We start from the raw sequence: 24157 nt of genomic DNA, 5'->3' as shown, positions 1-24157 counted from the left end.
TCAAAGAGGCTTTCGACATGGCATATCCCGTCCCCACTTTCGAGCAGACCCGCAACCGGTATCTGCAAGCCGTGGTCAATCAGTGGCCCGATGCGGCGATCGGGCCCGACAGCGACCACTTCGTGCGTGCGACTGCGGTCGCCGCTGTTGCTGAAGGCATCTATGCCCACCAGTCGTGGGTGTATCGCCAAGCCTTTCCTGATCTCGCGGACGTCGAGCTGATGGAGAAGATGGCCAACCAACGCACCATCCTGCGCAAGGCCGCCGCGGCTGCTGGCGGCGTCGTTCGCTTCTTCGGTACCGCCGGCACGCCTGTGACGGTCGGCCAGCAAGTCTTCACAGCTCAGTCGGTCTACGTTCAGGTCACGACCGCTGGCGTCATCGGCGGTGGCGGCTCCGTTGACCTGGCTGCAAGTGCGGTCGTCGCCGGTGCCGCTGGCAACCAATCGCCCAACACGTCGGCCACCGTGAATGCGCCGCCGGCGGGCATCACCGGCACGGCGACGATCCTCACGATGACGGGCGGGGCCGATGTGGAAAGCGACGACTCGCTGCTGGCTCGGCTGCTGCTCTGGCTGAGCGAAGAGGCACAGGGCGGCAACGCGATCGACTTCAAGCGCTGGGCGCTCGCAGTGCCTGGCGTGAGTCGCGCCTACGTCTTCGACTGTCGCCGCGGCGCTGGCACGGTCGATGTTGTCCCGATGCCTGTAGTCGGTCTGGCCACCGCGCCACTGCTGGCCGCGGTGCAGGCCGTGCTCGACGTGAAGCGCCCGGTCGGCATGCGCAACACGAGCCCTGTCCTGGCCTTGGCGGGAACGCCGATCGTCACAGCTGTGACTGCGTCGTTCGCGATTGCGTCGGGCTACACCTTGGCAGGTCTGTTGCCGGCATTGACGGCGGCTATCGATTCGGTCTTTGCTGCGCTGGCACCAGGCCAGACGCTGGTGCGCAACGAGCTGATCACTGCACTGATGAATGTGCCCGGCGTGACCGACGTCACGTTGGTTTCACCTGCTGCCAACGTGACAAGCTCCGTCACCTCCCTGGCCTTGGAAATCGTTACCTGCGGCCTGAAGACGCTGACCTAATCGTGAACACCCAAGACGCACTGATCGCCTGCTTGCCGCCGGAAGCCTACGAGCCCAACGCTCGTGGCGTCCGTGCGGAGGCGGCGTCGGCGGCCGTCGTGTTGGATGACGCATTCGATAGTGCAGAAGTGCTTCTCGCCGAGCATCAACCCGACCGCACCGGGCAGCTGCTCGGCGACTGGGAGCGGAACTACGCTTTGCCAGACTCGTGTATCGGTGGAGCGGATGCCTCCGCAGATGCCAGACGCTTGAACCTTCTCGCTCGAATCCGCGGCCGTGGAGACCTGTCCAGGCGGCACATGCTGGAGTTGGCAGACGGACTCGGTTACCCCAACTGCACGATCACCGAGTTTGGAGGGATGACGTGCATGGATCCCTGCGACAGCCCTGTCAACGGGGAAGATTTCATCGGTGTGTGGCGCCTCAACGTGCCGATCTCGACAGCGATTTTCCAAGCAACCTGTGAGAGCCCCTGTGACGTGCAGTTGCGCCGTTGGGGCAACACCCAGCTCGAATGCGTGATCGTGCGGCACAAGCCCGCCCACACCGTTGTGCTGTTCGGCTACGCCCCCTAAGGAAAAAGATGGACGTCATTCAGTCAAGCAACAAGCAAGTCGACAAGTTCGGTGTCGGCCTGCACGGTTTCCAGCCTGGCAACCCGACCCTCGGTGTGCTTGCGACCTATTTCAGCAACGACTGGGCGGACGCGATCCAACAGGAATTGATCAACATCATCCTGGCTGCCGGCATCGCGAAATCCGGCGCGGATCTCACCCAAGTGCTCAAGGCGATTCGCAGCAATGCGTTGCTCACCGCGACCGACACTGGCGCGGCGAACGCAGCGGTCCTCACTTTCGCGCCAGCGATCCCAGCTTTGGTCGACGGCATGGTGCTGTGGTTCAAGGCCGTAGCGACCAACACTGGTCCGACGACGCTGAACGTGAACGCTCTCGGTGCCAAAGCGGTGGTGGGTGGCTCCCATGCCGCGCTGCAGGGCGGTGAGATCGTCGCTGACGGCAAGTGCATGGTCGTGTGGAATACGGCGCTCAACTCTTTTGTACTGGTCGAATGCACCGGGGCTGCGTTGCAAGTTGGAGCCGCAACAAAGTCCCTCCACGCAGTCCAACTCGGCCAGATTACCGGCAGACTTGTGGGCTTATCTGTGTTCCCCGGCTCAGCCGTCTGGACGCGCGGGCCGACCACGAAGTTTGTGGTCTCAGAAATCTACGGTGCTGGCGGCGGTGGCGGCGGTACAGCCGCGACGGGTGCGGGCCAGATTGCCGCAGCAGGTGGAGGGGGTGGAGGCGGATATTCCATGAAACTGGTTGCGACGCCAGGTGCAACGGAAGTCGTGTCGCTCGGTGCGGCTGGGGCCGGGACTTCGGGCAACGGCATAGGCGGAACGGGCGGTACCTCGTCATTTGGCTCTTGGCACACAGCAACGGGCGGATCGGGCGGCGGTGGTTGTCCTTCGGGCGCTCAAGGCAATGTTGCAGGCGGGGCTGGTGGTGTCGGAGTCGGCGGCGACGTGAATCTTCGCGGCGGCGCAGGAGGCTCTAGTTTTGCCGCAACCGCCACCGGAGCGCTGGGTGGCGTCAGTGGCTATGGCGGGACGACCGCCAAGGGATCTGGCGGTGTGGCGGGTATTACGGGCACGAGCGCGGGCGCAGCCGGCGCAACGGGCGGTGGAGGTGGCGCCGGTGCCTTCGGCTACAACGGGGCCGGTCAGCAGGGCGGTGGGTCGGGGAGCGGTGGCTACGCAATCATTTGGGAGTACGCATGATGAAAAGCTACGCGCGAGTTGTCGGCGGTTTAGTTGTGGAGACCATCGAACCGTTTGTGATGTCGGTGCCTGCAGCCACTGACGGCGATGGCAACGAGGTCCCAGGCTTTGACCGCGAGGTGCCGATCGAAGAACGCTTTCATCCGGAGTTCGTCGCAATGTTGACGCTCATATCCGAAGGCGTGACCGTCTCGGCGGGAGACTCGTTCGATGGCACGTCTTTCGGACCGCCGCCGCCGCCACCGCTACCGCCGCCCCCAACCCAGACCGAAGTACTGGCCCAACGCGACGCGTTGCTGCGCCTCGCGACGTTGCGGATTGCTCCCTTGCAGGATGCAGTTGATCTGGACGAAGCAACGGCGCCGGAGATTGCATTGCTCAAAGCTTGGAAACAGTTCCGGGTATCGCTGAGCCGGGTGGAGCTCCAAGCGGGGTTCCCTGGTGCGGTGATCTGGCCTCAAGCGCCGGCCTGAGGGCGAAGAGAAAAAAGACAGGGCGAGTGCTTTGGGTGCGGGAACACCCGCTTCACCCGCCTCCGCCGTGATTGCGCACGGCATCAGCCGAAGACCCTGCCACCTAGCTAGGCGGGTCGATCATAGGTGGTGCCGAATGGAAGAAATGCGTTGTGGCCGTTGCAGCAAGAAGCTGGCGGTCGCGCAATATCTAAGGTTGGAAATCAAATGCCCGCGCTGCGGGACTTTGAATGTGTGGCGGGCCCAGAGCCCCACACCAGCACGCCACCGAGCGTCGAACGTTGAAAGCAACGATGGCGCGCAAAGCGGAGCTGACGCTCTTTGACAATTTGAACGACCTGCAGGCAATGCCGATGGTCAGATGGATAGGCGGGAAGCGGCGCTTGGCGCCACAGATCCTCCCGCTCTTCCCTGAGCACGGCTGCTATGTGGAGCCCTTCTGTGGGGCGGCCGCGCTCTTCTTTTTGAAGACGCCCGCCAAAGTGGAGGTCCTCAACGATGTGAACGGCGACCTGGTGCGGCTGTACCGGGTCGTGCAGCACCACCTCGACGAGTTCATCCGACACTTCCGATGGGCGCTGGCCAGCCGCGAGCTGTATGGATGGCTCAAGGCCACGCCGCCGGCAACTCTGACGGATATTCAGCGCGCTGCGCGCTTCTTCTACCTCCAGCGGCTTGCGTTCGGTGGGAAGGTCGACGGGCAGAGCTTCGGAACGGCAACCACGAGTCGGCCGCCCTTGAATCTGTTGCGCATTGAGGAGGAACTGAGCGCGGTGCATCTGCGGCTGCACCAGGTGACGATCGAGCATCTGGACTGGGCCGCCTGTCTAGAGAAATACGACCGGCCTCACACGCTCGCCTATCTCGATCCCCCGTACTGGGGTACCGAGGGCTATGGGGTTGAGTTCGGCCTTGACCAATACGCACATATGGCCGAGCTGCTGCGCACCATGAAGGGCAAGGCCATTGTTAGCGTCAACGACATCCCGGAGATGCGCCACGCGTTCGCGGGACTGACCATGAAGCGGGTGGCCATCAGCTACACGGTCGGGGCCAAGGGCCGCGGCCGGGAGCCCAGGGGCGAGCTGCTGATCAGGAACTTCTGAGTGGCTTAGAACGGCCTGTAAAGCGCGACACAATGGTCTGGTGCAGCGAGTCCGGGGTCGGACGCATGGTTACATTTCGGACGCGTAAGCCTAAATTCAGCGCCACGCGTCCGAAAGTTCAGCGCCACGCGTCCGCTTACACTGAGCGCGAGCCTGCTCCGCGTTTGCAGCGCAAAGAAAAAGCCCCTGCAGCAGGGCTGCAGGGGCTTTTGTCTGGCGGAACCGGAGGGATTCGAACCCTCGATGAGGCTCTACACCCCATACTCCCTTAGCAGGGGAGCACCTTCGGCCACTCGGTCACAGTTCCTGAAAGCAGCCGCGATTATGCCATCACTTATGCGGTCGGTTGATCGAGATCGAACGCTTTATGCAGCGCGCGCACCGCCAGTTCCATATATTTTTCGTCGATCACGACCGAAGTCTTGATTTCGCTGGTCGAGATCATCTGGATGTTGATGCCCTCTTCGCTCAACACGCGGAACATCTTGCTCGCCACGCCCACGTGGCTGCGCATGCCGATGCCCACGATGCTGACCTTGCAGATCTTCGTGTCGCCCACGATTTCGGTCGCGCCCAGCGAAGGCATCACCTTCGACTGCAGCAGGTCGATCGTCTTCGCGTACTCGTTGCGATGCACGGTGAAGCTGAAGTCGGTCTTGCCGTCCTTGCTGAGGTTCTGGATGATCACATCGACCTCGATGTTGGCGTCTGCCACGGCACCGAGGATGTGGTACGCGATGCCCGGCTTGTCGGGCACGCCGAGCACCGAGATCTTGGCTTCGTCGCGGTTGAATGCGATGCCGGATACGACGGCTTGTTCCATGTTTTCGTCTTCCTCGAAAGTGATCAGCGTGCCGGACTTGGCCTCTTCATTGATGTCGATGTCCCACGGCGTGAAGCTCGAAAGCACACGCAGCGGCACCTTGTACTTGCCGGCGAATTCCACCGAGCGAATCTGCAGCACCTTGGAGCCGAGGCTCGCCATTTCGAGCATCTCCTCGAAGCTCACGGTGCTCAGGCGGCGCGCATCGGGCTCGACGCGCGGGTCGGTCGTGTAGACCCCGTCGACGTCGGTGTAGATCAGGCATTCGCTCGCCTTCATGGCCGCGGCAATGGCCACGGCCGAGGTGTCGCTGCCGCCACGCCCGAGCGTGGTGATGTTGCCCGCGTCGTCCACGCCCTGGAAGCCGGTGATGACCACCACCTTGCCGGCGTTCAGGTCGGCCAGCACGCGCGCGTCGTCGATGCTCTCGATGCGGGCCTTGGTGTACGAGTTGTCGGTGCGCACCGACACCTGCCAGCCCGCGTAGCTGACCGACTCGACGCCTTCGGCCTGCAGCGCGATGGCCAGCAGTGCGGAAGAAGCCTGCTCGCCCGTGGAGGCCAGCATGTCGAGCTCGCGGCTGTGGGCCACGCCGGGTTTGCTGGGTGCCAGCTCCTTGGCCAGGCCGAGCAGGCGATTGGTCTCGCCGCTCATGGCACTCGGAACCACGATCATCTGGTGGCCTGCGCGCGCCCATTTGGCGACGCGCTTGGCGACATTCTTGATGCGCTCGGTCGAGCCCATCGACGTACCGCCGTATTTGTGAACGATCAATGCCATGGGTGAAATCAGAGAAAAGAAAAGGGCCGCTTGAAGGGCGGCGCCCTGCAAGCTGTCAGAGCAAAGTCTTCGGCGAGGGCGGCGCATTGTACCAATGCAGGAATTCGCCCCGCCGCTCGGCGAAGCCGGCAGCCACCTTGAGGTGGATCCGGTGGCCACGCGTGGTGCACGCACGCACCTGGTCGAGCAGCTGGTCGAGTTGCGCGGCGCTGGGCGCGCCGCCGTGCGCCTGCAGCAGCCAGTGGCGCAGCACGTTGGCCTGCCGGGCGCGCGACAGCGCTTGCAAGGCGGCGATGCGGGGCGGGTCTTCCACCGTCTGAAGGTCTTGCGCGGCGAGCTCACCCAGCAGCTGCTGGGCCTGCGCGGCATGGCGGATGCTGCGAGCGAAGGTGGTGCGGAATTGGGGCAATGCCTGCGCCAGCGCAGGAAGCAATACAGAGCGGACGCGGTTGCGGGTGTAGCGCGCATCGCCGTTGGTCGGGTCTTCGATCCACGGCAGGCCGCGTCCGGCAAGCCAGTCGCGAATGTCGGCGCCGGAGACCGCAAGCAACGGGCGGTAGATGTCCAGTCCGTTGCGTTGCGCATGCGCCGGCATGGAAGCCATCCCGGGCAGTCCTGCCCCACGCGACAGCGCCAGCAGCAAGGTCTCGACCTGGTCGTCTGCATGGTGCCCGAGCGCTACGGACTTGATGGCAGCACCACCACCCATGCGCGCCATCTCGGCAAAAGCCGCGTAGCGCGCACGGCGGGCGGTGTCTTCGGGACTGTCGCCCGGCGCATGCCGCGCATCGACGTGGTGAACCACCAGCGGCACGACCAAGCGCTCGCAAACCGACCGGCAATGCCGCTCGAATTCATCGGCCGCAGCTTGCAGCCCGTGGTGCACATGAAAGGCGACCACCTGCCCCGGCCAGCGCGCAGCACTGGCGGCCAGCAAGGCGGTCGAATCCGCACCGCCGCTGAACCCCACCGCCAGCGGCCATTGCGCTGGCTCGAACGCAGCCATGGCGCGTTCGAAAGCGGAGTTCATGGCCGGGTGCGCTTTATCTGCCGTTGTCGGCCTTGGTGTCGTTGAAGCGGCCGTAGCTCTGCAGGCGCTCGTAGCGGCGATCCAGCAGTTCCTTCGGCTTCAGGTCACTGACCTGGCGGAACGCGTCGTTCAGCGCGCGCTTCAGGAAGGCGGCCATCTGGCGATGGTCGCGGTGCGCGCCGCCGACCGGCTCGTTCACGATCTTGTCGACCAGACCCAGCGCCTTCAGGCGGTGCGCGGTGATGCCCAATGCGTCGGCCGCTTCTTGCGCCTTCTCACTGGTCTTCCACAAGATGGAAGCGCAGCCTTCGGGGCTGATCACGGAATAGATGGAGTACTGCAGCATCACCAGCTGGTCGCCGACCGAGATGGCCAGCGCGCCGCCGGAGCCGCCCTCGCCGATGATGGTGACGATGATCGGCACCTCCAGCTGCGCCATCTCGAAGATGTTGCGCCCGATGGCTTCCGACTGGCCGCGCTCTTCGGCATCGATGCCGGGGTACGCGCCGGGCGTGTCCACGAAGGTGAACACCGGCAGCTTGAACTTCTCGGCCGTCTTCATCAGGCGCAAGGCCTTGCGGTAGCCCTCGGGCTTGCTCATGCCGAAGTTGCGCGCGGTGCGCTCTTTCGTGTCGCGGCCCTTCTGGTGGCCGAGCACCATGCAGGGCACGCCGTTGAAGCGCGCGAGGCCGCCCACGATCGACAGGTCGTCGGAGAAGTGCCGGTCGCCGTGCAGCTCGACGAAGTCGGTGAAGATTTCGTTGACGTAGTCCAGCGTGTAGGGCCGCTCCGGATGCCGGGCGATCTTGGTGATCTGCCAGGGCGTCAGGTCGCTGTAGATGTCCTTGGTAAGTTGCTGGCTTTTCTTGCCGAGCTGATCGATTTCTTCAGAAATGTCGACCGCCGATTCGGTCTGTACATAGCGCAGTTCTTCGATTTTGGTTTCGAGTTCAGCAATGGGCTGCTCGAAGTCGAGGAAGGTTCGTTTCGCCAACGTCTTCTCCTGTTGTTCAATACGCGACTGGAACCGGGTCCAGTGATCGCCAAATATACCAAGTCGCCACGCTGCAATACGGGGCCCAGGCCACGGCGACGTCGCGGGCATCGCTGCGGCTGACCGGGTCGCCCGAAAAGTAGTTGACGCTGATGCCGTTGAGCAGCCCCACGTCGTCCACAGGCAGCACGTTGGGCCGCATCAGGTGGAAGATGAGGAACATCTCGGCCGTCCAGCGACCGATGCCGCGGATGGCCACGAGCTCCTCGATGATGAGTTCGTCCGCCATGTCCTTCCACGCATCGACGTGCGCCACGCCGGAATCGAAATGAAGGGCCAGGTCGACGAGGTACTCGATCTTGCGTGCCGACAGCCCGGCCGCGCGCATGTCGTCGACCTTGAGCTTGAGCACGTTGGCCGGCGTCAGCTTGCGCGGCAGCGCCACGAACTTGTCCCACACCGTCTGCGCCGCCTTCACCGAAATCTGCTGGCCGACCACGCTGCGCGCCAGAGTGGTGAACGCATCGCCGCGCGACTCCAGGCAGGCGGTGCCGAACTTCGGAATCAACCGCTTCATGACGCGGTCTTTCTTGGCCAGGTGCTTGCAGGCCTCTTCCCAGTAGTCCGGCGTGTAGATCTGAATGCTCGACTTTCGGGTGGCGGGCATGGGGTTGGTCGTACCGTTCACTGCGCGGCCGCCCAGGTCGTGCCGGTGGGTGAATCCTTGAGCACGATGCCCTGCTCCAGGAGTTCCTTGCGAATGCGGTCAGCCTCGGCGAAATTCTTCGCGGCCTTGGCGGCGGCGCGCGCGTCGATCTGCGCCTGGACGGTCGTCTCGTCGAGCTTGGTGCCCGCGCGCAGGAACGTCTTCGGGTCGTCCTGCAGGATCTGCACGCACGCGCCCAACGCCTTCAGCAAGCCGGCCTGCACGGGCGACTTCGTGCGATTCACTTCACCGGCCAGATCGAAGAGCACCGCCACCGCTTCGGGCGTTGCAAAGTCTTCGTCCATCGCGGCCTTGAAGCGTGCGGCATACGGGTCGGTCCAGTCGAGCGTCACGTCGGCGGGCGTCACCAGGTCGAGCGCCGTGTACAGCCGCTTGAGCGAGGCGCGCGCGTCGTCGAGGTGCACGTCGCTGTAGTTGAGCGGGCGACGGTAGTGCGCGCGCAGCACGAAGAAGCGGATGGTTTCGGCGTCGTACTTCTTCAGCACATCGCGGATCAGGAAGAAGTTGCCCAGGCTCTTGGACATCTTCTCGTTGTCGGTCACGATGAAGCCGTTGTGCATCCAGAAGTTGGCCAGCGGCTTGCCGGTCGCGCCTTCGCTCTGCGCGATCTCGTTCTCGTGGTGCGGGAACTGCAGGTCCTCGCCGCCGCCGTGGATGTCCAGCGTCTCGCCGAGCAGCTCGCAGGCCATGGCCGAGCACTCGATGTGCCAGCCCGGACGGCCGGGGCCGAACTCGCTGGCCCACTTCACTTCTTCGGGCTCGCTGGCCTTGGCACTCTTCCAGAGCACGGGGTCGAGCGGGTCGTCCTTGCCGTCGAGCACGGCCACGCGTTCGCCCGCGTGCAATTCGTCGAGCGACTTGCCGCTGAGCTTGCCGTAGCCGGGAAACTTGCGAACGGCGTAGTTCACGTCGCCGTTGCCGGCGCGATAGGCCAGGCCCTTCTGTTCGAGCGTGCCGATCATCGACAGCATCTGCGGGATGTAGTCGGTGGCGCGCGGCTCGTGCGTGGGGCGCTCGATGCCCAGGGCGTCGGCATCTTCATGCAGCGCGTCGATCATGCGGTCGGTCAGCGCGCGGATGCTTTCGCCGTTTTCCACCGCGCGGCGAATGATCTTGTCGTCGATGTCGGTGATGTTGCGCACGTAGGTCACGGCGAAGCCGCTCACCTTGAGCCAGCGCTGCACCACGTCGAACGCGATCATCGAGCGGGCATGGCCGAGATGGCAGTAGTCGTAGACCGTCATGCCGCACACGTACATGCGCACCTGTCCGGGATGCAATGGGGAGAATTCCTCCAGTTCACGCGACAGCGTGTTGTAGATGCGCAGACTCATGAGATTCGGAAAACGTCATTTCGCGCACGTAAAGCACGGGCGACAGACGGTGTTTTTCAGGGGTGACGGGGGCTGTGGCGGCAAGGGGTTGGACATGGCCCCTCGGCTACAATCCGGCCAAGTATAAACGGCTGCCGCCACGCAGCGTTCGGGTGTTCCCCAAGCCCGCACCCCCCATTTCCGTTCTCTGCCGAGGCTTCATGAAGCACGCCGCATTCTCCAGACTCTCCATTGCCTTCGCACTGCTGCTCGGCCTGTGGGCCTCCGCCGCGCATGCCAACGACTACGACGAGGTGAACATGCTGCTGCGCCAGGGCAAGCCCGCCGAGGCGCTGTCCAAGGCCGACACCTACATTACCGGCAAACCACGCGACCCGCAGATGCGTTTTCTGCGCGGCGTGATCCTCACCGAGCAGAACAAGCAGGCCGAAGCCATCGTCGCGTTCACGCAGCTCACGCAAGACTTCCCCGAGCTGTCCGAGCCGTACAACAACCTGGCCGCGCTGTACGCGTCGCAAAGCAAGTTCGACCAAGCCCGCGCCGCGCTCGAGCAGGCCATCAAGCTCAATCCGAACTACGCCACGGCGCACGAGAACCTCGGTGACGTGTACGCCCGCCTCGCCGCGCAGGAATACGTTCGCGCGCAGCAGTTCGCCAGCACCAACCCGAGCGTCGCGCCCAAGCTCTCGCTGATCCGCCAGATCTTCTCTACGAAGGCCGAAGCCGACGCAGCCGCGTTGCCTACGGCACCCGCCGTGCTGCGCAAGCCGGTCGGGCGCACCAGCAAGTAACTGCCGCCGCCGGCATGGGCGCGCACCGGCGCCTGCTTCGCGGCCCTCGCCTCTTCATTCGCACACGGAGCCTCACTTGACGATCCACGCCTCCTCCAGTTTCAACCTGTTCAGCCGCCGCAGCGCGCTCGTGCTGGCCGCCGCACTCACGTTCGCCGCCACGGGCCATGCACAGACGGCCGCCGCACCGCGCGTCAAGCTCGCCACCTCGGCGGGCGACATCGTGCTCGAACTCGACGCGGCCAAGGCGCCCAAGTCGGTCGAGAACTTCCTGCAGTACGTCAAGGACAAGCACTACGACGGCACGGTGTTCCACCGCGTCATCGACGGCTTCATGATCCAGGGCGGCGGCTTCACGGCCGACATGCAGCAAAAGCCCACGCGCGCGCCCGTTCCGCTGGAAGCGAGCAACGGCCTGAAGAACGACAAGTACACCGTTGCCATGGCCCGCACAGGCAACCCCGATTCCGCGACCTCGCAGTTCTTCATCAACGTGAAGAACAACGACTCGCTGAATGCGCCCAACCCGGACGGCTACGGCTACACGGTGTTCGGCAAGGTCGTGGCCGGTACCGACGTGGTCGACAAGATCCGCGGCGCGGCCACCGGCAACAAGGGCGGCATGCAGAACGTGCCCCTCGAAGCCATCACCATCAAGTCTGCTTCGCTGCTGGCGAAGTGATCATTTTCCGAAGAAGGAGTCCCTCATGAGCAACCCCCAGGTCGAACTGCACATCAAGAACCACGGCGTGATCACGCTCGAACTCGACGCTGAAAAAGCGCCGAAGTCGGCCGAGAACTTTCTCTCCTACGTGAAGAAGGGCCACTACGACAACACGGTGTTCCACCGCGTGATTCCCGGCTTCATGGTGCAAGGCGGCGGCTTCGAGCCCGGCATGCAGCAAAAGCCCACCGGCGCCGAAATCGAGAACGAAGCCAACAACGGCCTGAAGAACGACAACTACACCGTGGCCATGGCCCGCACCAGCGCGCCCCATTCGGCCACCGCGCAGTTCTTCATCAACATCTCCAACAACGGCTTCCTGAACCACACCGCGCCCTCGGCGCAGGGCTGGGGCTATGCCGTGTTCGGCAAGGTCATCAACGGCACCGACGTGGTCGACAAGATCAAGTCCGTGAAGACGGGCCGCAAGGGCTTCCACGACGACGTGCCGCTCGAAGACGTGGTGATCGAAAAGGCCGTCGTCATCGCCGAATGACGAACGGGGGCGGCTCGGCATGACCGACATGGCGAACCCGGCTTTCACCGAGTTGGTGGCGCCACCCGCGTGGCGCACCGTCGACCTCATCTCCGACCTGCACCTGCAGGCCGGCGAGCCCGCCACCTTCGAGGCCTGGCAGGGCTACCTGCAGACCACGCCGGCCGATGCGCTGATCATCCTCGGCGACCTGTTCGAGGTGTGGGTGGGCGACGATTCCGCAGCCCAGCCCGGCTTCGAGGCGCAGTGCGCCGAGCTGCTGCGCCGCACGGCGCAGCGCCTGCCGGTGTTCTTCATGCACGGCAACCGCGACTTCCTGGTCGGCCCCGCGCTCGCGGCGCAATGCGGCTTCACGCTGCTCGACGACCCCACGGTGCTGGTGCTGCACGGCCGGCGCTGGCTGCTGAGCCATGGCGACATCCTCTGCCTGGAAGACACCGAGTACCTCCAGTTCCGCGCACAGGTGCGCACACCCGGATGGCAGGCCACGTTCCTCGCGCGCCCGCTGGAAGAACGCCGCGCACTCGCGCGTTCCATGCGCGTGCAGAGCGAAGACCGCAAGCGCAACCCCTCGACCATCTGGGCCGACGTCGACACCGACGCCGCGCGCAGCTGGCTGCAGCAGGCCGGCGCCCACACGCTGGTGCACGGCCACACCCACCGCCCCGCCGACCACGACCTCGGCCACGGCCTGCGTCGCGTCGTGCTGAGCGATTGGGACGTTGCAGCGCATCCACCGCGCGCGCAACTGCTCTGTCTTTCCACCGCCGGCGCGCAGCGCGTCGATCTGCGCTAGCCGCGCCGCCGCCGCCGATGTTCAAGTGGCTGCGCCGTTTGCGCGCCCTGCCTCCGATCCCGGAGGCCGCCTGGCAGGCCGCGCTCAGGCGCTATGCCTTCCTGGGCGCCCTGTCCGAGCCAGAGAGGCAACGCCTGCGCACCCTCACGGCCGAGTTCCTGCGCGACAAGGAATTCCACGGCGCCAAGGGCTTCACCATCACCAACGAAGTGGCGCTGGCCATCGCGGCGCAGGCCGTGCTGCCCGTGCTGCACTTGAAGGGCGGGCTGAACTGGTACGACGATTTCGTCGGCATCGTGGTGCACCGCTCCGAGGTGGTGGCGCAGCGCAAGGTGATCGACGACGCGCAGGTGGTGCACGAGTACGGCGAGGTGGTGGCCGGCGAGGCCATGGACCGCGGCCCGGTCATGCTGAGCTGGGACGACGTGCTGGCGAGCAGCGTGACCACCGAGCGCGGCTACAACGTGGTGATTCACGAATTCGCCCACAAGATCGACATGCGCAGCGGCGACGCCAACGGCTGCCCGCCGCTGCCACCCGGCTTCGCGGGGCAGCGCAGCGCGCGCGAGTCCCGCGCTGCCTGGGCGTCGGTGCTGCAGACCGCCTACGCGAGATTCCGGGAGCAAACGATCATGGCGGACCGCTTCGGCGCCGAGCCGCCGTGGCTCGACGCGTACGGCGCCACATCGATCAGCGAGTTCTTCGCGGTGGCCTGCGAGGCCTACTTCGTGAGCCGCCCGAACTTTGCGCGCGACTTCCCCGAAGTGCTGGCTCTTTTCGACGAATTCTTTCTTCCTGAAAAGCCGTGAACGCACGTCCAATCTCATTTGTTTGCTATTTATTTGATAGAAAAATAGCCTTGGCCATCAACGGACCATCAACCCGTTAAACCCAAAAAAAGACGCCCCTCGGGGCGTCTTTTTCATGGCCGTTGCGTTCCGGCTTGTTTACTTGCGCAGCAATGCCTTCAGCGCGTTCTGCAGGCGGCGCGCGCTGGTGGCGTCGTGGGCCGCAGCCAGCACCTTGCCGGCGTCCTGGCCCCAGGTCTGGCCCGGTGCCGGGTCGCCACGCTTGGTGAGCAGCTTGAGCTGCAGGGCGCGGCGCGCATCGAGCTGTTCGGCGGGCGTCGGCACTTCTGCGGCCATTTCGAGGCGCAGCAGCGCTTCGGCGGCATCGTTGGCGGCAGCCGAGGGCGCGGCGCCCAGCGCTTGCGACCAGCCGGTGCGCACTGCCGGCGACACCGCGCGGCCCAGTTCCTGCACGCTCGGCAGGCGGCTGGCGTCGCGCTGCTCCCACGCGCCCAGCACCTGGGTCAGCGCTTCACCGTGGGCCTGCGCCGCCAGCTTGCGCAGCGCCATGTCGGCACGTTCGAGCGCTTCGCGCTGTGCGCGGAAGGCGGCGTCGCCGAGGCGAGGACCACGGTCTTCGAAGCGCGGCGGACGATCGCCGAAACGGTCACCGCGGTCACCACGCGCGTCGGGGCGCGGCGCACCGCGATCGCCGCCGGGACGACCCGGGCCGCCAGGGCCGGGGCGGCCGCTGTCGCGCCGGTCGCCGAAGCGGCCCGCCGCGCCGCGTGCCGCGGGTGCCGATTCGTTTTTCTTGCTGCTCGGGCGGTCATCGCCGCGCATGGCCACGACGGGCTTGGGCGCGGGCTTCGGCGCAGCGGCAGGCGCTTCGACTGCGGCGGGTTCGCCGGCCTCGTGTGCCGACTCATCTGCGCGGGCAGACGCATCGGCGCCGTCGGCGGGAGCCACCAGATCGGCCACAGCCGCGGTTGCCGCATCCGTGTGCGTGCCGGGCGAAGCTTCAGCGTCGCTCGGGCTTGGCGCCTGCTCGGCGCTTTCACCGAACTCGGCAGCGGCCTGGCCCGGGGCCTCGACCTCGGTCGCGCCGACCGACGGACCGTCGCTCGAAGCAGCGGCACGTTCGGCCTTCGGCGCGGGTGCCGGTGCGGGCGGCGGTGCCTCACCGCGCAGCGCGCCTTCCAGGCGGGCGATGGCCGTGCGGATCTTCTGCACGTCGCCACCGGCGTTGGCCGCGTCGAGCGCCTTGGAGGCGTCGAGCACGTAGCGGTCGTGATCGCTCATGGCCGACGATGCCTTTTCGCGCTCGGCCGTCTTGCGGTTGAACGCTTCGTCGATGGGGGCGCGGAAGGCGTCCCACAGCTTCTGTTCGTGGCGGCGGTCGAGCGGCACACCCTGTGCCTCGGCCTGCCAGCGTTGTTGCAGCGCCTTGACGGCGTCGATGCGCAGCATGGGCTGGGCGCCGAGCTCCACCGCCTCGGCGATCATGGCCTGGCGGCGTTCGACGCTGGCCTTCTGCGCCGTTTCGAACGGTGCGCGGGCCGCGCCGAAGGCTTCGTTCCACTGCGGCTGCAGCTCGGCGAACAGCTTCTCGCCCACGTGGCCGGCATCGCGCCAGCGGTCGGCAAATTGGTGCAGCGCGCGGTTGTGCGCCTTCAGGTCGGTGGCAGCGGCGTGTTCGGCGGCCCAGGCCTTGACCTCTTCGATCAGCGCCACGCGGTGCGCGCGGTGCTCGGCCGCATCGGCGCGGACCTTTTCGAGCCAAGCCTCGACCACCTTGTGGGCTTCGTTGCAGGCTTCGTCGAAGCGCTTCCACAGCGCGTGGTTCGGTACGCCGCCCTGGTCGGACTGCTTCCACTGGTCGCGCAGGGCGCGCAGCGTTTCCTGCATCTTGCGGCCGCCGAGGGCCTGGCCTTCGGGGCGCTTGAGCAAGCCTTCGGCCTTGGCGACGAGGTCTTCACGGACCTTGTCGGCGCTCCAGCGCTGCCAGCCTTCGAGTTCGCCGGCGGCGACCAGCGCGGCATGCACGCGGGCCTCGAGTGCGGCGTCGACCATCTTGCCGTGCTCCTTGAGCACGGCGCGCAGCGCGGCGGCGGCACCGGCGCTGGCCTTGCCGTGGCCTTCGGCGGTTTCCTGTTCGAGCTTGGCGAGCGCAGCCTGCACCGCGTCTTGCGCGGCGGCACGCACGGCCGGGTCGACCTTGGGCGCGGCGGGGCGTGCAGGCGCGGCGGCGGCCTTGGGGGCGAGGACTTCGCCGCGCGCGGCGCGCAGCTCGTCGGCCCACACGGGCACCGGCGGCAGCGGGGCCGCGGCGTCGGCGGCAGCCGCGATCGCCTGGGCCAGTGCGCCATGGAACGAATCGGACACCACCAGCAGTTGCGACTTCGAGGCATCGAGTTGCGGCGCGAACTTGGCGTCGAGGCTGGTCCAGTTGGCGTCGGCCGTGATCTCGGCGGCCTGCTGCTGCCAATGGGCCACGTCGGCGCGCAGCGATTCTTCGGCGCCCTGGGCGTCCTGCCAGCCCTTGGTGGACAGCACCTCGAAGCGCTGCGCCAGCAGCACCGCCGCTTCGCGGTGCACCTGGGCGCGGTGCTGCAGGTCTTCGATGCCCTTCACGCGCTCGGCCAGCCTGGCCTTCAGGCCGGTCAGCGGTTCGCGCGACAGCGGCGCGCCGGCCTTGGCGGCGTCGCGCTGCCAGGCCAGTGCATCGGCGATGTTGAGCTTGGACTGGCCCAGCAGGGCCTCGGCCTTTTGTGCCCATTCGACGGCCATGGCCTCCTGGCCCTTGGCGCGCTTGAGTTCGTCGAGCTTTTCGCGCAGCAGGCGCGCGGCGCCCTTGTCGCGACCGCTCAGCTCCTTGAAGACCTCCTGCATCTGCTCGGGCGCGGGGTTGCCCGCGAGCCAGTCGCGGATGCGCGCGGAACGCTCCCCGGAGGTAGGCGCGGTGAAGGCGCCGCCGGTGAGCGTGTCGAGGGCTTGAAGGTCGTTTGGCTTGGAAGAGGTAGAGGTCACTGCGCGAAATCGTTGTCTGGGTAGAGAAAGCGAAGGCGCCGGCAAAGGCCGGCGCGCATCGACATTTTCACCCACTTGCGGTTGGCCGCTGAATTTCGCCCTGAAACAGGGCGAACACGGGGTTGTGTGCGGGGAGATTAACTGACTACATGTATAGCAAGCCGGAGGAAAAAACCAAGTCCCTTCCTTTTGCTTCGCCTCACTTCATTGTCAGGCTGAGTTCTGCGCCCGGCTTCCAGTCGCTGCCGCCGGCCGAAGTGCGCACGGCACCCAGGAACAACCGCTCGCTCGGCACCTTCTTCGCGAGCAGGTAGTCGCGCACGGCCGCGCCGCGCTCGACCGCCAGCTGGCGCATCGACTCCTCGTCGACCGGCACGCTGGCGAACAGCAGGTTTTCCATGTCCTTCAGGGGCAGGTCTTTCGCCAGCCCGACGAGGTTGCGCGGCTTGGTGATGTCGGCGCGCTTGTACACGGCCGTCAGCAGTTCGGGGTACTCGGCGTCGGTGACTGGCGGTATGTCGGTGCCCGTCTGGCCGCCGCGCACCGCCACGCGGCGCTTCTCGGCATAGGTCAGCTGGCGCACGCGCTGGCGCTGGTAGGCGTCGCGTTCCTTGTCGAGGTTGGAGGTGCCGACCACCGTCATCTGCAGCGTGGGCCGGTCGGTCAGCGCCTTAGCGACCTTGTCGAGGCCTTCCTTCGCGGCGGGGCTCAGGTCGGAGCCGCCGGGCTCGAAGGTGATGGCGCTCGACTCGCCGCTCCCGCCGCCCAGGCCGCCGGTCAGCAGGCTGAACGGCGCCGTCACGGCCTTGACGATGAGGTTGACCACCGCCTTCCAGATGAGAGGGCCGATGCTGAACTGCGGGTCGTTGAGCGAGCCGCTGAGCGGCAGGTCGACGTCGATCACGCCGTTGCGGTCGGCCAGCAGGGCCACGGCCAGGCGCACCGGCAGGCTGGCGGGCGCGCCAGCGACCTCGTCGCCGAACTGCAGCTGGTTGAGCACCAGCTTGTTGGTGGCCGTGAGCCGACCGTCGGGCGCCACCTTGTAGTTGACGTCCATGCTCATCTTGCCGCGCTCGATGCCGTGGCCGGCGTAGCGCACCGAATACGGCGACAGCGGCGCCAGGTCGAGATCGCGCATCTTCGCGGTGATGTCGAGCTCGATCGGCTTGACCAAGGGGTTCAGCTTGCCGGTGATTTCCAGCGCGGCGGTCTGCTGCGCCTTGCCGCGCAGTTCAAGGTCGGCCAGCGCGGGCCGGCCGCCCTCGCCCTTCGGCGGGTTCGACGAGAACGAGCTGAGCTTGCCGGTCAACTCGCTCAGGTCGGCCGAGTAGTTGGGCTTGACGAACAGGTCGGTGAAGTCGATCTTGCCGTTGACCAGGCTCATCGGGCCGAAGTTGATGACAGGGGCGAGCCTGGCATCGGCAGCAGACACGGCCGGTGCGGCTTGCGCCGTGCTGGTGGCGGCTGCTTCCGCCGGTTTGGCGGGCTCGGGCGCGCCACCCACCATGGCCTCGGCCGACACCGGCGCGCCGCCCGCTGTCCTGGCCGGTGCCGCCCGGGTCGTGGTGGTCGTGCCGCCCGGGCCCTTGCGGGTGCTGGCGTCGCCGGTGGTGGCCGCGGCCGCGGCGTCGGCCGCAGCCTCGCCCTTCTTGGTGAGGTTCAGCAGGTTGAGCCGGCCGGTGGGATCGACGATCACGCGGGCGAAGAAGTCGGTCAGCGTGGTCTCGCGCACATCGACGCTCGGCGCCGTGTTGGGCGCCATGCTCACCTGCAGGCCGCGCAGGCTCAGCGTCTTCCAGCTCAGCAACTGGTTGGTGTCACGGTCGAAGCCTGGCGATTGCGTGAGCGACACGCTGTTGGCGCGGAAGTCGTCCAGCGCCGTGTCACCGGCCAGCTTGATGCTCATGCCCGCCGGCAGGGTGGCATAGCGCACGGTGCCGCGGTAGCTCGCGAAGGCGCGGCGGATGTCCACGTTGAGTGCGTCCGCGTAGTAGGCCTTGAAGGCATGTGCCGGGAACGACGCCACCTCGAGCCGGCCTTCGGCCGCCAGCGGCTTGAGCGCGATGTTGCCCTTGTAGTCGAAGCGGCCCGGGTCGGCCCCGCGGCCGGCGGACCCGATGCGCCCCGACACCTGCAGCGGCGAGACGACGTCGGTGTTCGGCGAGATCTTCTGGGCGTTGAGCTTGAACGCCGTGACTTCGACAGCGACCGGCGTGGCGCTCGCCTTGTCCGAGTAAGACAGGCTGCCGTTGTCGACTGCCAGCGTGCCGATGGTCAGCGCCCAGGGTTTTGTGTTGGCGCCGGGCTGCGGCGTTTCGGCCGCGGCGGGCTTGGGCGCGGCGACCTTGGCATCGGCTTCCTTCGCCCCGCCGGCGCCGGCCGGCGCCTTGAGCCAGCGCTCGAACATCCAGTGCTTCTCGTTGTCGCGCTCGATGCGCACCTTGGGGTTGGTGGCGGTGAACGAGGCCACGTTCAAGGTGTGCTTCGTCATGTCGGCTTCTGCATCGACCAGCTCGAAGCGCCCGACGCTGGCAAGCGCCGTCTTGGACTGCGTCAGCGCGAGGCCGTCGGCGGACAGTCGGCGTGCCTTGAACTTCAGGTTGGGCTGGGCCCAGGCAATGTCGATCTGCCCGCTGAGCTTGCCGTCCAGCGTGGGCTCCAGGCTCTGCGCCAAGTAGGGCGCGGCCAGCGACAGCGGCAGCGCATCGACCTCGGTCTGCACGTCGGCCACCTTGTCGGTGGCGCGACCCTTGAACTTGAGCGAGGCACCGGCAATGGCGGTGCTGCCGCTGAACTCGGCCGGTTTTTCCATCGGCCAGGTGACGCCGGTGACGTCGAAGCCGAGCGCGGTCATGTCGATGGCGGCCGCGGGCTTGACGGTTTCGTCGCGCCAGCCGATGCGCCCGCCGCTCAGGGCCAGCTTGTCGACCTGCACCTTCAGCACCGGCTTTTCAGCCGGCTTGCCCGCCGGCGCGCTGGCTGCGGCCGCAGGCAGGGGCGCGACTTTCTCGGTGGCTCCGGTCGTGGGGTCGGTCGCGAGCAGGTTGAGCTGGCCGGCCGCATCGCGTGCCACCGCCAGCTGCGGATTGACCAGGGCGATTTCGCCCAGATGGAACACCGATTCGAGCGGCCGCACGTCGGCCAGCACCAGCTTGAGCGACTCGAAACCCAGCAGGTCGCGCCCGCGCGCATCGGCCACCTTGGTGGTGTGCGCCTCGACCGTGCCGGTGATCTTCAAGCCGTTGGTGGCGCCGTGCTCGAAGGCGATCTTCAGGTCGGCGTCCAGGGTGCCCGCCTGCAGGCGCACCGGCAGGCCGCCCGGCATGTAGCCCAGGTACGGCACCAGGTCGAGGCCCTTGAACTGCACCTGCGCGTCGGTCTTGCGGCTGTCGGCGAAAGGCGTGGTGGAGGCGGCCGAGTCGAACTTGCTGCCGTTGAGCACGAAGGCCAGCTTGGGTTCGGTGTTGATGTCGCGCTTGGAATCGAGGTTGCTCAGGAACGGCACCTTCAACACGAAGTCGCGCAGCTCGTGCTTGCGCTTGACGGTCTGGTCGTCGAAGTCGACCGAGCCGCCGTTGATCGCGATGTTGTAGATGGCGAAGCGCGCGGGCTTGGCGTTCGGGTCGGACGGCGGGCCGGCCGAGAGCTTGGCCAGGATGTCGTCGATGTCGTACTTGCCGTCGGCCAGGTGCGTGAGCAGGATGGCCGGCGCGTCGACGGTGACCGTGTCGATCACCGGGGCAAGACGAAAGATGGACTGCAATTCGGCGTCGGCGTAGATGCGGGCAATGGCCAGTTGCGCCTTGCTGCCGTCGGCGGTGGCGATGCGCAGGTCGTTCAGCGTGAGCTCGAGTGTCCAGGGCTTGAAATCGATCTTGCCGACGGTGACCTGCCGGCCAAGCTTCTCGCTCGCGATCTTCTGGATCTGGCTCTTGGCGATGGGGGGCACGGCCAGCCAGGCAATGACCCAGAACGCCAGCAGAACCAGCAACGCGACGATCCCACGCCGCACCCATTTGTTTTGTTTGATCGAAGCTGCATTCATCGCGGGAGTGTGCCGCAAAGAGGTGCACCCAGAAACAAGAAAGCCCGGCGACTCGACTGAATGTCCAGTCCCCGGGCTTGATGGCGGGCACAAGACCCATGCCATCGATTCGCGCGACAGGAAGTCAATGGTTCCCACCGTGCTGGCAGCAAGAGATTGCCACCATGGTTCCTTGGACGCTGAGCCCTTGACTTGCACCTCGGGCTGCGGGACCTCGGAAAAACGCCCGACATCTCGGGCCCGTTCAGATTAGGTGGCGCACCCCTTGATTGCAAACGCGTTTTACAAAGGGGTTTCCCCTAAGCCGAAACGCCTCGAAACCATCGCCTTGCTAAGCACTCAATAGCATAACAATTCAATTCCTTATGCTTGACCCGGTATTTAGCCACGCTAGAATCCGCCCTGCTCCGACCGCCCGACGCGGCGGAGCCCCCTGAATCCGCTGCCGAATCCCAACCGGCTTGATCAGGCCACCGCGCTCCCCAACCCCCTTCACTCCATGCGCGGAGCCTGATTCGTACCAATCCAAGCGCCGCTGCCTTCACCGCTCGCCCTCACCTGCGTTGCGTTTCGGGTGCCGCACAGAAAGGAAGAGCGATGAACAAGGCGTTCGATGCCACAGCCCGCGGGCTACGGACCTTCGTGTCCGATGTGGCAGACGGCTTTTTTGAGATCACCCACAACGGGTTTGCACTGGTCGGCCTGGCCATCGTGTTCGCGGCCCTCGCCCTCGTGGCGCGGCCCGACCTGCGCCAGACCGGCGAGGAGCAACTGATGGGCTGGCTGCAATCGCGCAAGCCCGCGCCGGAAGCCACCGACCTGGAGCCGACCGCCATCGAGCGGACTACGGCCGCGAGCCCCGGCGACCTGCCCAAGCAGCAGGCCGCCGTGGCTTACTGGCTGAGCAAGAAGTACCGCGTGGCCGCCGAGCCGCTGAGCGTGCTGGTGGCCGAGGCCTACGGCATCGGCAAGCGCACGAAGATCGACCCGACGCTGATCCTCGCGATCATGGCCGTCGAGTCCAGCTTCAATCCGTTCGCCCAGAGCCAGGTCGGCGCGCAGGGCCTGATGCAGGTCATGACCCGCGTGCACGGCGACAAGTACGAAAGCGCGGGCGGCACGCTCACCGCCTTCGACCCGGTGACCAACATGCGCGTGGGCGTCAAGGTGCTGCAGGAATGCATCGCCCGCGCCGGCTCGCTCGAGGGCGGCCTGCGCTACTACGTGGGCGCGGCCAACCTCGAGGACGACGGTGGCTACGCCGGCAAGGTCATGGCCGAGCACGAGCGCCTGGTGCAGGTTGCCAATGGCCGCGCGCCGTCGACCACGGTCACGCCGCCGGGTGTGCGTGCCCAGCCGCTTCCGGTGGTGGCACCGGCCAAGCCTGAAGAAGGCGCCGAGCCTGCCAAGGTGGCCCTGCTGTCTTCCGTCTCCTGAAATTCATCTGGCCGGGTGTGGTGCGCTACACTCGACCGGTACGCGACTGGCGATAGGCGCAGCACCCGAACAAGGTGCCCCGCGCTGACGTGGAATACCACTGGGAAGCGTGCCGCCCGAGCACATCGGGCGTTCAGCCGTTCGCCTGGGCAGCCCTTGTTTGGTTGAAGAACAAGGACCTCGTCTTCAAAGGACTGCCATGTACCAACGCAATATCCTGGTCGAACAGACCGATCCCGAAATCTGGGCCGCAATTCAAGCCGAAAACGCGCGCCAGGAACATCACATCGAGCTGATCGCCAGCGAGAACTACGCCTCGCCCGCCGTCATGGCGGCCCAGGGCTCGCAGCTCACCAACAAGTACGCCGAAGGCTACCCGGGCAAGCGCTACTACGGCGGCTGCGAGCACGTCGACGTGGCCGAGCAGCTGGCCATCGACCGCGTCAAGCAGCTCTTCGGTGCCGACGCCGCCAACGTGCAGCCGCATTGCGGCGCCTCGGCCAACGAAGCCGTGATGCTGGCTTTCCTCAAGCCCGGCGACACCATCATGGGCATGAGCCTGGCCGAAGGCGGCCACCTGACCCACGGCATGCCGCTGAACATGAGCGGCAAGTGGTTCAATGTGGTGAGCTACGGCCTGGACGCCAACGAAGCCATCGACTACGACGCGATGGAACGCAAGGCGCACGAGCACATGCCCAAGCTGATCATCGCGGGTGCCTCGGCCTATTCGCTGCGCATCGACTTCGAACGCTTCGCCAAGGTGGCCAAGGATGTGGGCGCGATCTTCATGGTCGACATCGCCCACTACGCCGGCCTCGTGGCCGCGGGCGTGTACCCCAACCCGGTTCCGCACGCCGACATCGTCACCTCCACAACCCACAAGAGCCTGCGCGGCCCGCGCGGCGGCATCATCCTGATGAAGTCGCAGCACGAGAAGGCCATCAACAGCGCCATCTTCCCCGGTCTGCAAGGCGGCCCGCTGATGCACGTGATCGCCGCCAAGGCTGTCGCGTTCAAGGAAGCCATGGCGCCCGAGTTCAAGACCTACCAGCAACAGGTGGTCAAGAACGCGCAGATCGTGGCCGACACCCTCACCCAGCGCGGCCTGCGCATCGTGAGCGGACGCACCGAAAGCCACGTGATGCTGGTCGACCTGCGCGCCAAGGGCATCACCGGCAAGGAAGCCGAAGCCGTGCTGGGCGCCGCCCACATGACGATCAACAAGAACGCGATCCCCAACGACCCGGAAAAGCCGATGGTCACCAGCGGCGTGCGCATCGGCACCCCCGCCATGACCACGCGCGGTTTCAAGGACGAAGAGGCCCGCGCCACCGCCAACCTGATTGCCGACGTGCTCGAGAACCCGCGCGACGCGGCGAACATCGACGCGGTGCGCGCCAAGGTGCACGCGCTGACGAGCCGCTTCCCTGTCTACCGCTGATCGACCGGACGGCGTGACCGCATGAAATGCCCTTTTTGCGGTCATCTTGAAACGCAGGTCGTCGAGACCCGCGTGTCGGAAGACGCCGACTTCGTTCGCAGGCGCCGCCAGTGCGGCGCCTGCGACAAGCGCTTCACCACCTACGAGCGGCCCGACGTCAATTTTCCGGTCGTCGTGAAGAAGGACGGCAGCCGCGCAGACTTCGATTCGGCCAAGGTGCGCGCCTCGATGATGCTGGCGCTGCGCAAGCGGCCTGTGAGCATCGAGCAGATCGACAACGCCCTGCTGCGCATCGAGCAGAAGCTGCTGGCCAGCGGCCTGCGCGAAATCGAGTCGACCAAGGTTGGCGAACTCGTGATGCGCGAACTCAAGAAGCTCGACAAGGTCGCCTACGTGCGCTTTGCCTCGGTCTACCGCAGCTTCGAGGACGTGGACGAGTTCAGGCAGTTGCTGCGCGACATCTGACGT

Annotated in this window: 21 protein-coding genes, 1 tRNA gene and 1 riboswitch; of the genes, 14 read left to right on the top strand and 8 right to left on the bottom strand. The window is 66.1% G+C overall.

What is annotated here, in order from left to right:
* The first annotated feature begins 17 nt into the window (after positions 1-17).
* The 6 genes from ACSFA5_RS10070 (at position 18) to ACSFA5_RS10045 (ending at position 4450) form a co-directional block, all read left to right on the top strand.
* Positions 18-1088, top strand: coding sequence for a baseplate J/gp47 family protein (locus tag ACSFA5_RS10070; protein ID WP_435443870.1), 1071 nt, complete (start codon positions 18-20; stop codon positions 1086-1088).
* Between the two features lie 2 nt (positions 1089-1090).
* Positions 1091-1663 (top strand): putative phage tail protein, encoded by a 573-nt coding sequence (locus tag ACSFA5_RS10065; protein ID WP_435443869.1) that lies wholly within the window; start codon positions 1091-1093, stop codon positions 1661-1663.
* An 8-nt stretch (positions 1664-1671) separates the two neighbouring features.
* Positions 1672-2871 (top strand): hypothetical protein, encoded by a 1200-nt coding sequence (locus ACSFA5_RS10060; RefSeq protein ID WP_435443868.1) that lies wholly within the window; start codon positions 1672-1674, stop codon positions 2869-2871.
* Positions 2868-3344: a tail fiber assembly protein gene (locus ACSFA5_RS10055; RefSeq protein ID WP_435443867.1), complete on the top strand. Its 477-nt coding sequence runs from the start codon at positions 2868-2870 to the stop codon at positions 3342-3344. The genes ACSFA5_RS10060 and ACSFA5_RS10055 overlap by 4 nt, the downstream gene beginning before the upstream one ends.
* Positions 3345-3480: 136 nt before the next feature.
* Positions 3481-3669, top strand: coding sequence for a Com family DNA-binding transcriptional regulator (locus ACSFA5_RS10050; RefSeq protein ID WP_435443866.1), 189 nt, complete (start codon positions 3481-3483; stop codon positions 3667-3669).
* Positions 3638-4450: a DNA adenine methylase gene (locus tag ACSFA5_RS10045; RefSeq protein WP_435444089.1), complete on the top strand. Its 813-nt coding sequence runs from the start codon at positions 3638-3640 to the stop codon at positions 4448-4450. The genes ACSFA5_RS10050 and ACSFA5_RS10045 overlap by 32 nt, the downstream gene beginning before the upstream one ends.
* A 214-nt stretch (positions 4451-4664) precedes the next feature.
* Here ACSFA5_RS10045 and ACSFA5_RS10040 read toward each other — a convergent pair.
* From ACSFA5_RS10040 to cysS, 6 genes are all read right to left on the bottom strand, one after another.
* Positions 4665-4757, bottom strand: a tRNA-Ser gene (locus ACSFA5_RS10040).
* A 27-nt stretch (positions 4758-4784) separates the two neighbouring features.
* Positions 4785-6053, bottom strand: coding sequence for an aspartate kinase (locus ACSFA5_RS10035; RefSeq protein ID WP_435443865.1), 1269 nt, complete (start codon positions 6051-6053; stop codon positions 4785-4787).
* 55 nt (positions 6054-6108) lie between these two features.
* Positions 6109-7083 (bottom strand): tRNA lysidine(34) synthetase TilS, encoded by a 975-nt coding sequence (gene tilS, locus ACSFA5_RS10030; RefSeq protein WP_435443864.1) that lies wholly within the window; start codon positions 7081-7083, stop codon positions 6109-6111.
* 13 nt (positions 7084-7096) lie between these two features.
* On the bottom strand, positions 7097-8077 hold the full coding sequence (locus ACSFA5_RS10025) for an acetyl-CoA carboxylase carboxyltransferase subunit alpha (protein ID WP_116908786.1): 981 nt from the start codon (positions 8075-8077) through the stop codon (positions 7097-7099).
* 16 nt (positions 8078-8093) lie between these two features.
* Positions 8094-8744, bottom strand: coding sequence for a DNA-3-methyladenine glycosylase family protein (locus ACSFA5_RS10020; RefSeq protein ID WP_435443863.1), 651 nt, complete (start codon positions 8742-8744; stop codon positions 8094-8096).
* 17 nt (positions 8745-8761) lie between these two features.
* Complete coding sequence (cysS, locus tag ACSFA5_RS10015) at positions 8762-10138, bottom strand: cysteine--tRNA ligase (protein ID WP_435443862.1); 1377 nt, start codon at positions 10136-10138, stop codon at positions 8762-8764.
* Positions 10139-10338: 200 nt separating this feature from the next.
* Between cysS and ACSFA5_RS10010 the strand changes: the two genes are divergently transcribed.
* The 5 genes from ACSFA5_RS10010 to ACSFA5_RS09990 all read left to right on the top strand — a co-directional run bounded on the left by ACSFA5_RS10010 (position 10339) and on the right by ACSFA5_RS09990 (position 13754).
* Positions 10339-10929, top strand: a complete 591-nt coding sequence (locus ACSFA5_RS10010; RefSeq protein WP_435443861.1) for a tetratricopeptide repeat protein — start codon at positions 10339-10341, stop codon at positions 10927-10929.
* 76 nt (positions 10930-11005) lie between these two features.
* Complete coding sequence (locus ACSFA5_RS10005) at positions 11006-11611, top strand: peptidylprolyl isomerase (protein WP_435443860.1); 606 nt, start codon at positions 11006-11008, stop codon at positions 11609-11611.
* A gap of 25 nt (positions 11612-11636) precedes the next feature.
* Positions 11637-12149 (top strand): peptidylprolyl isomerase, encoded by a 513-nt coding sequence (locus tag ACSFA5_RS10000; protein WP_435443859.1) that lies wholly within the window; start codon positions 11637-11639, stop codon positions 12147-12149.
* Between the two features lie 19 nt (positions 12150-12168).
* Entirely contained in the window at positions 12169-12945 is a 777-nt protein-coding gene (locus ACSFA5_RS09995) for a UDP-2,3-diacylglucosamine diphosphatase (RefSeq protein WP_435443858.1), read from the top strand.
* Positions 12946-12962: 17 nt separating this feature from the next.
* Positions 12963-13754: a M90 family metallopeptidase gene (locus ACSFA5_RS09990; protein ID WP_435443857.1), complete on the top strand. Its 792-nt coding sequence runs from the start codon at positions 12963-12965 to the stop codon at positions 13752-13754.
* 138 nt (positions 13755-13892) lie between these two features.
* On the opposite strand, the gene ACSFA5_RS09985 is transcribed toward ACSFA5_RS09990, so the two are convergent.
* Both ACSFA5_RS09985 and ACSFA5_RS09980 read right to left on the bottom strand, forming a co-directional pair.
* Positions 13893-16763 (bottom strand): DUF349 domain-containing protein, encoded by a 2871-nt coding sequence (locus ACSFA5_RS09985; RefSeq protein WP_435443856.1) that lies wholly within the window; start codon positions 16761-16763, stop codon positions 13893-13895.
* Positions 16764-16962: 199 nt separating this feature from the next.
* Positions 16963-20808, bottom strand: coding sequence for a DUF748 domain-containing protein (locus ACSFA5_RS09980; RefSeq protein ID WP_435443855.1), 3846 nt, complete (start codon positions 20806-20808; stop codon positions 16963-16965).
* 597 nt (positions 20809-21405) lie between these two features.
* On the opposite strand from ACSFA5_RS09980, the gene ACSFA5_RS09975 reads away from it, so the two are divergent.
* The 3 genes from ACSFA5_RS09975 to nrdR all read left to right on the top strand — a co-directional run bounded on the left by ACSFA5_RS09975 (position 21406) and on the right by nrdR (position 24154).
* On the top strand, positions 21406-22245 hold the full coding sequence (locus ACSFA5_RS09975) for a lytic transglycosylase domain-containing protein (protein ID WP_435443854.1): 840 nt from the start codon (positions 21406-21408) through the stop codon (positions 22243-22245).
* 32 nt (positions 22246-22277) lie between these two features.
* Positions 22278-22403, top strand: a riboswitch (ZMP/ZTP riboswitch).
* Positions 22404-22444: 41 nt separating this feature from the next.
* A complete protein-coding gene (glyA, locus tag ACSFA5_RS09970) occupies positions 22445-23689 on the top strand; it encodes a serine hydroxymethyltransferase (RefSeq protein WP_435443853.1) in 1245 nt (414 codons plus the stop codon).
* A 21-nt stretch (positions 23690-23710) separates the two neighbouring features.
* A complete protein-coding gene (nrdR, locus tag ACSFA5_RS09965) occupies positions 23711-24154 on the top strand; it encodes a transcriptional regulator NrdR (protein WP_435435811.1) in 444 nt (147 codons plus the stop codon).
* Positions 24155-24157 lie beyond the last annotated feature (3 nt).

Source organism: Variovorax monticola (genome assembly GCF_051216855.1).
GTDB lineage: Bacteria > Pseudomonadota > Gammaproteobacteria > Burkholderiales > Burkholderiaceae_C > Variovorax.
This window is presented reverse-complemented; position numbering and strand designations above follow the sequence as displayed.

Bases quoted from the DNA above. Each gene is read 5' to 3' on its own strand.
- tilS (WP_435443864.1), bottom strand. From the start codon at position 7,083: ATGAACTCCGCTTTCGAACGCGCCATGGCTGCGTTCGAGCCAGCGCAA.
- ACSFA5_RS10010 (WP_435443861.1), top strand. From the start codon at position 10,339: ATGAAGCACGCCGCATTCTCCAGACTCTCCATTGCCTTCGCACTGCTG.
- ACSFA5_RS10000 (WP_435443859.1), top strand. From the start codon at position 11,637: ATGAGCAACCCCCAGGTCGAACTGCACATCAAGAACCACGGCGTGATC.
- ACSFA5_RS10035 (WP_435443865.1), bottom strand. From the start codon at position 6,053: ATGGCATTGATCGTTCACAAATACGGCGGTACGTCGATGGGCTCGACC.
- ACSFA5_RS10060 (WP_435443868.1), top strand. From the start codon at position 1,672: ATGGACGTCATTCAGTCAAGCAACAAGCAAGTCGACAAGTTCGGTGTC.
- ACSFA5_RS09990 (WP_435443857.1), top strand. From the start codon at position 12,963: ATGTTCAAGTGGCTGCGCCGTTTGCGCGCCCTGCCTCCGATCCCGGAG.
- nrdR (WP_435435811.1), top strand. From the start codon at position 23,711: ATGAAATGCCCTTTTTGCGGTCATCTTGAAACGCAGGTCGTCGAGACC.
- ACSFA5_RS10045 (WP_435444089.1), top strand. From the start codon at position 3,638: ATGGCGCGCAAAGCGGAGCTGACGCTCTTTGACAATTTGAACGACCTG.
- ACSFA5_RS10050 (WP_435443866.1), top strand. From the start codon at position 3,481: ATGGAAGAAATGCGTTGTGGCCGTTGCAGCAAGAAGCTGGCGGTCGCG.
- ACSFA5_RS09995 (WP_435443858.1), top strand. From the start codon at position 12,169: ATGACCGACATGGCGAACCCGGCTTTCACCGAGTTGGTGGCGCCACCC.
- ACSFA5_RS10070 (WP_435443870.1), top strand. From the start codon at position 18: ATGGCATATCCCGTCCCCACTTTCGAGCAGACCCGCAACCGGTATCTG.
- cysS (WP_435443862.1), bottom strand. From the start codon at position 10,138: ATGAGTCTGCGCATCTACAACACGCTGTCGCGTGAACTGGAGGAATTC.
- ACSFA5_RS10055 (WP_435443867.1), top strand. From the start codon at position 2,868: ATGATGAAAAGCTACGCGCGAGTTGTCGGCGGTTTAGTTGTGGAGACC.
- ACSFA5_RS09980 (WP_435443855.1), bottom strand. From the start codon at position 20,808: ATGAATGCAGCTTCGATCAAACAAAACAAATGGGTGCGGCGTGGGATC.
- ACSFA5_RS09975 (WP_435443854.1), top strand. From the start codon at position 21,406: ATGAACAAGGCGTTCGATGCCACAGCCCGCGGGCTACGGACCTTCGTG.
- ACSFA5_RS10020 (WP_435443863.1), bottom strand. From the start codon at position 8,744: ATGCCCGCCACCCGAAAGTCGAGCATTCAGATCTACACGCCGGACTAC.
- glyA (WP_435443853.1), top strand. From the start codon at position 22,445: ATGTACCAACGCAATATCCTGGTCGAACAGACCGATCCCGAAATCTGG.